Origin of the sequence: Aquimonas voraii, from assembly GCF_900101825.1 — a bacterium.
GTDB classification, from domain to species: Bacteria; Pseudomonadota; Gammaproteobacteria; order Xanthomonadales; family Xanthomonadaceae; genus Aquimonas; species Aquimonas voraii.
The window spans coordinates 15,995-26,385 of the sequence record NZ_FNAG01000002.1 but is presented as its reverse complement, the minus strand read 5'-3'; the positions used below and the strand labels follow the sequence as shown (position 1 = coordinate 26,385).

Sequence of the window (10,391 nt, the reverse complement as noted above, 5' to 3'; positions counted from 1 at the left end):
ACCCGACCGCCGTTTCTTCGGAATCCCTGAATCCCGCCATGAGCGCCCAAGTGCAGCCCCTGCCCTCTCTTCGCGACGCCAGCGGTCTCTCGGCCGAGACGCTGATCCACAGCGGGCGCGAGGTCATCGACGTTGAGCGCGACGCCATCGAAGCCCTGCGCGCGCGCATCGACCAGCACTTCGTCGCCGCCTGCCGGCTGATGTTCGCCTGCGAGGGCCGGGTGGTCTGCAGCGGCATGGGCAAGTCGGGCCACATCGCGCGCAAGATCGCAGCGACGCTGGCCTCGACAGGCACCCCGGCGTTCTATGTGCATCCCGGCGAAGCCAGTCACGGCGATCTGGGCATGATCACCGATGCCGATGTCGTCATCGCGGTGTCGAACTCCGGGGAAACCGACGAGCTGCTGACCATCCTTCCGGTGCTGCGCCGCCAGGGCAATCCGCTGATCGCGATGACTGGCCGGCCGGAGTCGACGCTCGCGCGCCTCGCCGACGTGCACCTCGACGTCAGCGTGCCGGCCGAAGCCTGCCCGCTGGGTCTCGCGCCCACCTCCAGCACCACCGCCGCCCTGGTCATGGGCGATGCACTGGCCGTGGCCCTGCTGGAAGCGCGCGGCTTCACCGCCGACGACTTCGCCCGCTCGCATCCGGCCGGCAGCCTCGGCCGTCGCCTGCTGCTGCACATCGGCGACATCATGCACAGCGGCGAAGAAGTGCCGCGGGTCGCTGCGTCCGCCTCGATCAGCGAGGCCGTGCTGGAGATCAGCCGCAAGCGCCTCGGCATGACCGCAGTGGTCGATGCCGACAACCGCCTGGTCGGCGTGTTCACCGACGGGGACCTGCGCCGGGCGATGGACGATCCCGGTTTCGACCTGCGCGCCACCATCGTCGAGAGCGTGATGACGCGCGCACCCAAGACCATCACCGCCGACAAGCTGGCGGTCGAAGCCGCCCGCCTGATGGAGTCGCACAAGATCAGCGCGCTGGTGGTGGTCGACGCTGAGCAGCACGCGGTCGGCGCCCTCAACATCCACGACCTGCTGCGCGCCCGTGTCGTCTGAGCTGCGTCATCTGTCCGCGAGCGAAGCCCGCGCCCGCGCCGCGGGCCTGCGCCTGGCTGCCTTCGACGTCGACGGCACGCTGACTGACGGCCGCCTTTTTTTCAGCGACGACGGCCGCGAGCTGAAGAGCTTCGACGTGCACGATGGCCAGGGCCTGAAGCTGCTGGGCGGCATCGGCGTCGAGATCGCCCTCATCACCGCCCGCACCAGCCCGCTGGTAGCGCGGCGCGCGGCCGATCTCGGCATCCGCCACCTGATCCAGGGCAGCCACGACAAGGGCGCGGCGCTGTCGGCGCTGTGCGCCAGCCTGCGCATCGAACCCGAGGCCGCGGCCTTCATGGGCGATGACCTGCCCGATCTCGCGGCCATGGCCGTCGCCGGCTTCAGCGTGGCGCCGGCGAACGCCCACGCCTGGGTGGCCGCGCGCGTCGACTGGCAGACCCGCGCGGCCGGCGGCCATGGTGCGGTGCGCGAGTTCTGCGATTTCGTCATCGAGGCCCAGGGCCGCAGCGCCGAAGTGCTGTCACGCTTCGTGCCGTGCTGAAGGCCATGCAGGCGCGCCAGATTCCCGTCCTGATCGGGCTGCTGTTGGCGGCGGCGGTGAGCAGCTGGCTGGTCTGGCTGCTGCGCGAACCGGCCCCGGCCCCGGCCCTGGTCGGGCCGCCGCGCTCGGACTACTTCCTCACCGATTTCTCGATGGTGGCTCTTGATGCCGAAGGCCGCGAAGCCTTCGCCGCCCGCGGCCCGCGGCTGGCCCGGCACCCGACGGCGGGCACGCTGGAGGTGAGCGCGCCGGAGTTCACGCTGCCGGATGCCGAGGGCGGCCGCTGGCTGGCGCGCTCCGACGCCGCCTGGGTCAGCGCGGACGCCAGCGAACTGCGCCTGCTGCGCGCCGTGCGCGTCAGTGCACCCGAAGGTGCCGACGGCCCGTCCGAGCTCAAAACCGAGCGGCTGGACCTGTTTCCGCGCGCGCGCCAGCTGCGCAGCGCCGATGCGGTGACCGCCTCCGGGCCCGGTTTTATACTCCGCGGGCTCGGCCTCGAGGCCGAGCTCGACACCCGCCGTTTCCGACTTCTCGACCAGGTGAGCGCCCGCTATGAGCCCCCTTCGCGCTGACGGCCGCCTGCTGGCTGGCATGTTTCTCCTTGCTGCGAGCGGCAGCGCGCTGGCGGCGAGCGCCGACCGCCAGCAGCCCGTCGACGTCTCCGCCCGCGCGGGCGATGCCACCCTCGCCGACGGCGATTCGATCCTGAGCGGCGAGGTGGTGATCACCCAGGGCAGCCTGGAGATCCGCGCCGACAAGGCGACGCTGACCCGCGCGGCCGGCGAGTTGAGCCGGGTGGTGTTCGAGGGCGAGCCTGCCTCGCTCAAGCAGATCGACGATCAGGGGCAGCCGGTCAGCGTGCGCGCCCGCAAGGTGACCTACACGCCGACCTCGAACGAGGTACTGCTGGAGGGAGCGGTCCAGGTCGACCGCCCCGAAGGCATGCTGCAGGGCGAAGTCATCACCTACGACATGGCCAATGGCCGCTTGAACGCCCGCGGCGAGGGCGCCAACGACCGCATCCGCATGAGTTTCCAGCCGCGCCCTAACGCTGCCGCCCCCGCCACTCCGACGGACGGCGGCTGATGCTCAGTGCCCGCAACCTGCGCAAGCGCTACCGCGATCGTGAGGTGGTGCGCGACTTCTCACTGACGCTCGACCGCGGTGAAGTCGTCGGCCTGCTCGGCCCGAACGGCGCCGGCAAGACCACCTGCTTCTACATGATCGTCGGCCTGGTGCCGGCGGACGGCGGCCAGATCCAGCTCGATCAGCAGGACATCACCGCCCTGCCCATGCACGCCCGTGCCCGCTTGGGCGTCGGCTACCTGCCGCAGGAGGCCTCTGTGTTCCGGCGCCTGTCGGTCGCCGACAACATCCTTGCCGTGCTTGAGCTGCGCGAGGATCTCGGGGACGTCGAACGCCAGCGCGAGTTGCAGGCCCTGCTCGACGAGCTGCAGATCGGCCACGTCGCCGACAGCCTTGGCGCAAGTCTCTCGGGCGGCGAGCGCCGCCGCGTCGAAATCGCCCGGGCGCTGGCGGCCAAGCCGCGGATGATGCTGCTCGACGAGCCCTTCGCCGGCGTCGATCCGATTTCGGTCGGCGAGATCCAGCGCATCGTGCGACACCTGAAGGCCCGCGGCATCGGCGTGCTGATCACCGACCACAACGTGCGCGAGACCCTGGGCATCTGCGACCGCGCCTATATCCTGAACGACGGCGGCGTGCTGGCGGAGGGCAGCCCGGCCGAGGTGCTGGAGAACGCCGAGGTGCGCCGCGTCTACCTGGGCGACGGGTTCCGGATGTGATGAAACCCTCCCTGCAACTGCGGATGGGCCAGCAGCTGACGCTGACCCCGCAGCTGCGGCAGGCGATCCGCCTGCTGCAGATGTCGACCGTAGAGCTGGAAACGGAGCTGAACGAGGCCATCGAGTCCAACCCGCTGCTGGAGCGCGCCGAAGACGCCGATCCGCAGGCGGCGGGCGGAGACGAAGCCTCGGCGGCCGCGGACGCCGAGGCCGCAGGCGCTGGCGGCAACGAAACCGGTGCCGACGAGGCCGCGACCGAGGTCCTCGAAAGCCCGCTCGACTACGAACCGGACTGGGACCTCGAAACCGCGGCCGGCAGCGGCAGCAGCGGTGGCGACGGCGAAGATCGCCTGGAGAGCCTGCAGGGCACGGTTACCGAAAGCCTGCATGACCACCTGCTGTGGCAGCTCGGACTCTCGCATCTGTCGGCGCGCGACCAGGCCATCGGCCGCGCCCTGATCGACGCCATCGGCGACGACGGCTATCTGCAGGAGGACTTCGACTCGGTGCGCGCCACCCTAAGGCCGGAGATCGAGGCCGACGCCGATGAGCTGCAGGCCGTGCTGGCGCACATCCAGCAGTTCGATCCGCTGGGCGTGGGCGCACGCACGCTGGCCGAGTGCCTGTGCGTGCAGCTGCGCGCCCAGCAGGACGACAGCCCCGCCTGGGCGCTGGCGCAGAAGATCGCGCGGGGTCATCTGGAGGACCTGGCCCGCCTTGGCACCCTCAAGCTGGCCCAGCAGCTGAAGCTCGACGCAGAACGGGTGGCCGAGGCCGTGGCCCTGCTGCGCAGACTGGATCCAAAACCCGGCGCCAGCTACGGCGGCGAACGCGTCGAGTATGTCGCGCCCGATGCCTATGCCTGGCGCCAGGGCGGGACCTGGCGCGTCAGCCTGGCGCCCGGCTGCCTGCCGCGCGTGGGCATCAACCGACAATACGAGGCGATGATCGGCGTGGCCGCGCGCGGCGATGCCAGCTATCTGCGCGGCCAGCTGCAGGAAGCGCGCTGGCTGATCCGCTCGCTGGAAACCCGCGCAGACACCATCCTCCGCGTGGCCGAATGCATCGTCCGCCAGCAGAGCGCCTTCCTCGAACACGGCCCCGAGGCCATGCGTCCGCTGGTGCTGCGCGAAATCGCCGAGGAGCTCGAACTGCACGAGTCGACGATTTCGCGGGTGACCACCCGCAAGTATCTGCACACCCCACGTGGGACCTTTGAGTTCAAGCACTTCTTCTCGTCGGGCGTGTCCACGGTCGACGGTGGCAGCGCTTCCAGCACGGCGATCCAGGCCATGATCAAGCGCCTGATCGATGCGGAATCCCCGCGCAAGCCCCTGTCGGACGCTCGCCTGACCGAGCTGCTGCAGGCGGAGGGCATCTCGGTCGCGCGGCGGACGGTGGCGAAATACCGGGAAGCGATGAGCATCCCCTCCTCAAACGAGCGCCAGCGGGTAAGCTGAGCGCCAATGGCCCATCCAGACGATCCCGGCATCCCGATCCACTCCCGCCCATCGCGCATGGGCCTTGCCGCGATGGGCGAAGCCCCCGGCGGCGCCGGAGCACCCGTCTGCAGACCGACACTCCGGTTTTTGCAGCGCGAACTTGGTTCGCGCCTCCTGATCCCAACCTGTTCTGGAGCGGCCCTTGCATGCCGCTCCTTGCCGCGCGGCTTGACCGCCGCGCCCTCCCCTGCCGCCTGGAACGTGCCGGCAGCGGGCTCCAACCGGACGTTCCCCTAGGAGGTTCCAGCCATGCGATTCGATATCAGTGGTCACCAGATCGATGTCACCGCCGCCCTGCGCGAGTACGTCGAAACCAAGCTGGCGCGCCTTGAGCGCCACTTCGACCACCTGCTCGATGTCCATGTGATCCTGTCGGTCGACAAGCTCGACCACAAGGCCGAAGCGACCCTGCACGCCGCCGGCCGCCACATCCACGCCGAGTCGGTGGCGGAGTCGATGTACGCCGCCATCGATCTGCTCGCCGACAAGCTGGACCGCCAGGTGGTCAAGCACAAGGAAAAGCTGACCGACCACCACCGCGGCGACGCACCCTCGCGCAACGGCAGCTTCGGCTAGTACCCTACGCCGCCGGGCCGGCCCTGCTGGCCCGGCGGCCCGCCTTCCCCAGGCAATGACACCATGCTCCTGATCGACCTCCTGACGCCTGCCCGCACCTCGGTCGGCGTCAGCGCCACCAGCAAGAAGCGCCTGCTGGAAACGCTCGCCGCCAGTCTGGCCGATGGCCAGGGCGAAGCCTGCGAGCGCGCCATCTTCGACAGCCTGTTCGCCCGCGAGAAGCTGGGCTCGACCGGGCTGGGCCATGGCGTGGCGATTCCACACGGACGCACGCCGGGGCTGAGCAATGCCATTGGCGCTTTCGTGCGCCTTTCCGACGGCATCGATTTCGGCGCGATCGACGGCGCCCCGGTGGATCTGGTATTCGCCATGGCGGTGCCGGAGCACTTCAGCCACCAGCATCTGGTGCTGCTCTCGCAGCTCGCCGAAATGTTCGGCGATTCAGGCTTCTGCCAGCGCCTGCGCAGTGCGCCCGACAGTGCCAGCCTCTACGCCCTGCTGGCGGACTGGCAACTCACCCACGCCGCCGCCTGAGCGCAGGCGCGGACGCATGGACGCCCGCATCAGCGCCCGCGAGCTCTATGAGCAGCTGCAGGAACGCCTGGGCCTGCGCTGGCTCGCCGGACAGCGCGGCGAGCGCCGCGAGATCGAGCCCGGCGAACATCTCGCCCGCAGACCTTCGCTGGCCGGCTACCTCAATACGATCCACGCCAACAAGGTGCAGATCATCGGCGCCGAAGAGCTGGCCTACCTCGACGCGCTGGATTCCCGCCAGCGCTGGGAAACCCTCGCCAAGATCATGAACGCGCGGCCCTTGGCCCTGCTGGTAAGCCGCGACCAGTCGGCGCCGCCGGACCTGCGCGACGCCTGCAACGAGACCGACACCCCGCTGTGGAGCTCGCCGCGCCGCGGCCATGAGCTGCTGACCTACCTCCAGTACCACCTGGCACGCGCACTGGCGCGCAGGCTCACCCTGCACGGCGTGTTCATGGAGGTCTATTCGATCGGCGTGCTGATCACCGGCGACTCCGGCTCGGGCAAGAGCGAGCTGGCGCTGGAACTGATCACCCGTGGCCATCGGCTGGTGGCAGACGATGCGCCTGAATTCACCCAGATCGCCCCGGATGTGCTCGACGGCACCTGCCCCGAGCTGCTGCAGGACCTGATCGAAGTGCGCGGCTTGGGCATTCTCAACGTGCGCGAAATGTTCGGCGACACCTCGGTGAAGCGGAACAAGTACCTGCGCCTGATCGTCCACCTCGAGCGCTACGATCCCGCCGCGCCACCTGCCACCCTGGATCGCCTGCACGGCGACCGCAGCCATCGTCGCGTGCTGGATCTCGACATCCCGCAGATCACCCTGCCAGTGGCGCCGGGCCGCAACCTCGCCGTGCTGGTCGAGGCGGCGGTGCGCTCGCACATCCTCAAGTCCAAGGGCGCCGACCCCGCACAGACCTTCATGGACCGCCAGGCCCACCAGATGCGGAAACTCGAATCATGAACGCTCCCACCGATGCGACGCCGGCCGCGGCGCAGGCGCAGGCGCAGGTGCTGGTCGTCAGCGGGCTGTCGGGCTCCGGCAAGTCGGTGGCCTTGCGCACCCTGGAGGACCTCGATTACTACTGCGCCGACAACCTGCCCGCCGAGCTGCTGCCGCAGTTCGTGGACAGCGTGGTCGACGGCGATCGCGACGCCACCCGCCTCGCCGTGGGCATCGATGTGCGCAATCGGGTCGAGGACCTCGCCGATCTGCCGCGCTCGCTGGCCGCGCTCGGCCAGGCCGGGCACGGCTACCGGCTGGTCTTTCTCGACACCCGCGACGAGGTGCTGATCAAGCGCTTCAACGAGACCCGACGGCGCCATCCGCTGTCGCGCCATGGCCTGCCCCTGGCCGAGGCCATCGCCCGCGAGCGCGAGCTGCTGCGGCCGCTGATGGCGCTGGCCGATGCGGTGATCGACAGCAGCGAACTCAACGTCCACCAGCTGCGGCGCAAGATCACCACCGAGATCGCCAGCGTCTCCTCCGCCACGCGGCTGTCGATCCTGCTCGAATCCTTCGCCTACAAGCACGGCCTACCCGCGGACGCCGACTTCGTGTTCGACGTGCGCTGCCTGCCGAACCCGCACTGGCTGCCCGCGCTGCGGCCGCTGTCCGGCCGCGACGCGGCCGTACGCGAGCACCTGGACGAACAGCCGCTGGTGCGCGACTACCTGGACCTCGTCATCCGCTTCCTCGACAGCTTCCTGCCACGCTTCGAGAGCGACAGCCGCAGCTACGTCACCATCGCCTTCGGCTGCACCGGCGGCCGCCATCGCTCGGTCTACTGCGCGGAAGCCGTAGCCAGCCACCTGCGCGAGAATGGCCGCGAACAGGTGGTGACCTTCCACAGGGAGATCGAATGAGCTTCGCTCGGGAATCGGGAATGGGGAATCGGGAATCGGAGAAGCGCCGCGTATCGGCGTCGGTCGTACACGCGTCGCTGCCCGGAGGAAGCCTCTGATGGCCGTCGGGATTCTGCTGCTGACCCATCCGGGGATCGGCACCGCGCTGCGCGCCGTGGTGCAGAAGGTGCTGGGCAATCCGACCCTGCCGGTCGAGGTGCTGGAGGTGCCCTTCGATGCCGCGCTCGATGAACTCGCGATGCGCGCACGCGGTGCGCTCGACCGCCTCGACGGCGGCGAGGGCGTGCTGATCCTGACCGACCTCTACGGCGCTTCGCCCAGCAACCTCGCCGCACGACTGGAATCCACCCCGGTCACGGTGCGGCGCGTCTCCGGCCTGAGCCTGCCGATGCTGCTGCGCGTGCTGAACTATCCGGAACAGAACCTGGAGGCGCTGGCCCAGACCGCGGTCACCGGCGCCCGCAGCGGAGTGGTGAACGGCCATGCTTGAGCGCGAACTGCTGGTGGTGAACCGACTCGGCCTGCACGCGCGGGCCTCGGCCAAGCTGGTGCAGCTGCTCGGCGGGTTCAAGTCCAACGCCTTCCTGGTCGGCCGCGGCCGTGAGGTCAACGCCAAGAGCATCATGGGTGTGATGCTGCTTGCCGCCGCCCAGGGCAGCAGCGTGTTGCTGCGGGTCGACGGCCCCGACGAAGACGCCGCAATGTCGGCAGCCGCCGACCTGTTCGCCCGCGGCTTCGACGAGGAGGGCTGATGCGCCTCGTCCTGCACGGCCAGCCGGCCTCGCGCGGACTCGCGCTCGGTCGCGCGCACGTGCGGGAGCCGCAGATGCACGAGGTGCGCGAGGAGCGCATCCCCGAAGGCGCCATCGAGGCCGAGATCGAACGTCTGCACATGGCGCTGGACACCGCCCGCGCCGAGCTGCAGCAGATGCGCGAGCGCCTGCAGGGTGCGCTGGCGCATGAGCTGGGCGAGTTCCTCGACATTCACCAGCTGATCCTCGACGACCCTGAGCTGGTGCTGGGTCTCGACGACCTGATCCGCACTGCGCGCTTCACGGCCGACTACGCGCTCAAGCTGCAGCGCGACCGCCTGGTCGCGGTCTTCGATGCGATCGACGACCCCTACATGCGCTCGCGCCGCGAGGATCTGGAGCACGTCATCGGCCGGGTCTGGGCGGCCCTGCACCGCAGTCCCGAAAGCACCACGCCGGGCGTGTCCGGCGAAGTGCTGGTGACCGACAACGTGGCGCCGGCCGAGCTATCGCAGCTGACCGAGCGCGGCGTGGTGGCGATCATCACCGGCGCCGGCAGCGCGCTCTCGCACAGCGCCATCCTCGCGCGCAGCCTGCACCTGCCGCTGATCGTGGGTGCGCATGAAGCCGTCGCCCAGATCAACGAAGGCGACGCCCTGCTGGTCGATGGCCACAGCGGCGAAGTCATCATCGAGCCCGACGCCGAGGACCTGCGGCGCTTCAAGCGCCTGCAGCGCGAAAACGCCCGCGAGCGACGCGCCCTGCAGAAGCTGCGCGACGCCGAAACGGTGACCCGTGACGGCGTCGAAATCCGCCTGCTGGCCAATGCGGAATCGCGCGAGGACGTACACCAGGCCTATGCGCTCGGCGCTTCGGGCATCGGCCTCTACCGCACCGAGTTCCTGTTCATGCAGGGCCGCGGCGCACCCGACGAGGACGCCCAGTTCCTCGTCTATCGCGACCTGGTCATGGCCATGCGCGGCCGCCCGGTCACCCTGCGCACCCTCGACCTTGGCGCCGACAAGGCCGACCGCGCCGGCATCGCGCTGAGCCACGAACCCAACCCGGCGCTCGGCCTGCGCGGCGTGCGGCTTTCGCTGTCCCAGCCGGCGCTGTTCCGCAGCCAGCTGCGAGCCCTGCTGCGCGCCTCGGCCTACGGCAAGGTCAACATCCTCGTGCCCATGGTCGGCTTCCGCGAGGAAGTGCGCGCGGTACGCGGGCTCGTCGATGCCTGTGCCCGCGAGCTTGAAGCCGAAGGTCACGCCGTCGCGAAGAAGGTCGCTCTTGGCATGATGATCGAGGTGCCGGCGGCTGCGCTCGCCCTGTCATCCTTCGGGCGCGAAGTCGATTTCCTGAGCATCGGCACCAACGACCTGGTGCAGTACCTGCTGGCCATCGATCGCGGCAATGATGCGGTGGCCGCTCACAGCAGCCCGCTGCATCCGGCGGTGCTGCGCGTGCTGCGCGAGATCCTGCAGTTCGGCCAGCGCCGCGGCCTGTCGACCTCGGTCTGCGGGGAGATGGCCGGCGACCCCGCCCATACGCGCCTGCTGCTGGCGCTGGGCCTGACCGAGTTCAGCCTCCATCCGAACACGCTGCTGGAGGTGCGCGCGATCATCCGCGACAGCGACTTGGGCGAGCTGCGCAGGCTGGGCAGCCGACTGCTGCGGGCCAGCGATCGGGCCGGCATCGAGCGGCTGCTGAAAGCAGTGCGCTGAACCTCGCGGGCGCGCGCAGCGACGCGCACG

13 protein-coding genes are annotated in these 10,391 nt (G+C 69.8%); all 13 read left to right on the top strand.

The window, feature by feature from the left end:
• The first annotated feature begins 38 nt into the window (after positions 1–38).
• The 13 genes from BLP83_RS04835 to ptsP all read left to right on the top strand — a co-directional run bounded on the left by BLP83_RS04835 (position 39) and on the right by ptsP (position 10,361).
• Positions 39–1,061, top strand: a complete 1,023-nt coding sequence (locus BLP83_RS04835; protein ID WP_091239571.1) for a KpsF/GutQ family sugar-phosphate isomerase — start codon at positions 39–41, stop codon at positions 1,059–1,061.
• The gene (locus tag BLP83_RS04830) at positions 1,051–1,605 is read left to right on the top strand and encodes a KdsC family phosphatase (protein WP_218121195.1); all 555 of its coding nucleotides are present in this window, start codon (positions 1,051–1,053) and stop codon (positions 1,603–1,605) included. The genes BLP83_RS04835 and BLP83_RS04830 overlap by 11 nt, the downstream gene beginning before the upstream one ends.
• On the top strand, positions 1,599–2,177 hold the full coding sequence (gene lptC / locus BLP83_RS04825; protein WP_091239568.1) for an LPS export ABC transporter periplasmic protein LptC: 579 nt from the start codon (positions 1,599–1,601) through the stop codon (positions 2,175–2,177). Before BLP83_RS04830 ends, lptC begins: the two co-directional genes overlap by 7 nt.
• Entirely contained in the window at positions 2,158–2,691 is a 534-nt protein-coding gene (gene lptA / locus BLP83_RS04820; RefSeq protein WP_091239566.1) for a lipopolysaccharide transport periplasmic protein LptA, read from the top strand. The genes lptC and lptA overlap by 20 nt, the downstream gene beginning before the upstream one ends.
• Positions 2,691–3,410, top strand: coding sequence for an LPS export ABC transporter ATP-binding protein (lptB, locus tag BLP83_RS04815; RefSeq protein WP_091239563.1), 720 nt, complete (start codon positions 2,691–2,693; stop codon positions 3,408–3,410). Before lptA ends, lptB begins: the two co-directional genes overlap by 1 nt.
• A complete protein-coding gene (locus tag BLP83_RS04810) occupies positions 3,410–4,870 on the top strand; it encodes an RNA polymerase factor sigma-54 (RefSeq protein WP_091239560.1) in 1,461 nt (486 codons plus the stop codon). Before lptB ends, BLP83_RS04810 begins: the two co-directional genes overlap by 1 nt.
• Positions 4,871–5,161: 291 nt before the next feature.
• Entirely contained in the window at positions 5,162–5,488 is a 327-nt protein-coding gene (gene hpf / locus BLP83_RS04805) for a ribosome hibernation-promoting factor, HPF/YfiA family (RefSeq protein WP_091239557.1), read from the top strand.
• A gap of 63 nt (positions 5,489–5,551) precedes the next feature.
• Positions 5,552–6,022 carry a PTS IIA-like nitrogen regulatory protein PtsN gene (gene ptsN / locus BLP83_RS04800; protein ID WP_091239556.1) on the top strand — a complete coding sequence of 157 codons (471 nt, stop codon included), beginning with the start codon at positions 5,552–5,554 and terminating at the stop codon, positions 6,020–6,022.
• A gap of 16 nt (positions 6,023–6,038) precedes the next feature.
• Positions 6,039–6,989 (top strand): HPr(Ser) kinase/phosphatase, encoded by a 951-nt coding sequence (hprK, locus tag BLP83_RS04795; RefSeq protein WP_091239553.1) that lies wholly within the window; start codon positions 6,039–6,041, stop codon positions 6,987–6,989.
• Positions 6,986–7,891 carry an RNase adapter RapZ gene (rapZ, locus tag BLP83_RS04790; RefSeq protein WP_091239550.1) on the top strand — a complete coding sequence of 302 codons (906 nt, stop codon included), beginning with the start codon at positions 6,986–6,988 and terminating at the stop codon, positions 7,889–7,891. The genes hprK and rapZ overlap by 4 nt, the downstream gene beginning before the upstream one ends.
• Positions 7,892–7,988: 97 nt before the next feature.
• Entirely contained in the window at positions 7,989–8,381 is a 393-nt protein-coding gene (locus tag BLP83_RS04785) for a PTS sugar transporter subunit IIA (RefSeq protein ID WP_091239547.1), read from the top strand.
• A complete protein-coding gene (locus tag BLP83_RS04780) occupies positions 8,374–8,643 on the top strand; it encodes an HPr family phosphocarrier protein (protein ID WP_091239543.1) in 270 nt (89 codons plus the stop codon). The genes BLP83_RS04785 and BLP83_RS04780 overlap by 8 nt, the downstream gene beginning before the upstream one ends.
• On the top strand, positions 8,643–10,361 hold the full coding sequence (gene ptsP / locus BLP83_RS04775) for a phosphoenolpyruvate--protein phosphotransferase (protein ID WP_091239541.1): 1,719 nt from the start codon (positions 8,643–8,645) through the stop codon (positions 10,359–10,361). The genes BLP83_RS04780 and ptsP overlap by 1 nt, the downstream gene beginning before the upstream one ends.
• Positions 10,362–10,391: the final 30 nt, after the last annotated feature.

Excerpts from the sequence above, each read along its gene's own strand:
- BLP83_RS04835 (WP_091239571.1), top strand. The coding sequence starts at position 39 with ATGAGCGCCCAAGTGCAGCCCCTGCCCTCTCTTCGCGACGCCAGCGGT.
- lptA (WP_091239566.1), top strand. The coding sequence starts at position 2,158 with ATGAGCCCCCTTCGCGCTGACGGCCGCCTGCTGGCTGGCATGTTTCTC.
- lptB (WP_091239563.1), top strand. The coding sequence starts at position 2,691 with ATGCTCAGTGCCCGCAACCTGCGCAAGCGCTACCGCGATCGTGAGGTG.
- BLP83_RS04810 (WP_091239560.1), top strand. The coding sequence starts at position 3,410 with ATGAAACCCTCCCTGCAACTGCGGATGGGCCAGCAGCTGACGCTGACC.
- hpf (WP_091239557.1), top strand. The coding sequence starts at position 5,162 with ATGCGATTCGATATCAGTGGTCACCAGATCGATGTCACCGCCGCCCTG.
- ptsN (WP_091239556.1), top strand. The coding sequence starts at position 5,552 with ATGCTCCTGATCGACCTCCTGACGCCTGCCCGCACCTCGGTCGGCGTC.
- hprK (WP_091239553.1), top strand. The coding sequence starts at position 6,039 with ATGGACGCCCGCATCAGCGCCCGCGAGCTCTATGAGCAGCTGCAGGAA.
- rapZ (WP_091239550.1), top strand. The coding sequence starts at position 6,986 with ATGAACGCTCCCACCGATGCGACGCCGGCCGCGGCGCAGGCGCAGGCG.
- BLP83_RS04785 (WP_091239547.1), top strand. The coding sequence starts at position 7,989 with ATGGCCGTCGGGATTCTGCTGCTGACCCATCCGGGGATCGGCACCGCG.
- BLP83_RS04780 (WP_091239543.1), top strand. The coding sequence starts at position 8,374 with ATGCTTGAGCGCGAACTGCTGGTGGTGAACCGACTCGGCCTGCACGCG.
- ptsP (WP_091239541.1), top strand. The coding sequence starts at position 8,643 with ATGCGCCTCGTCCTGCACGGCCAGCCGGCCTCGCGCGGACTCGCGCTC.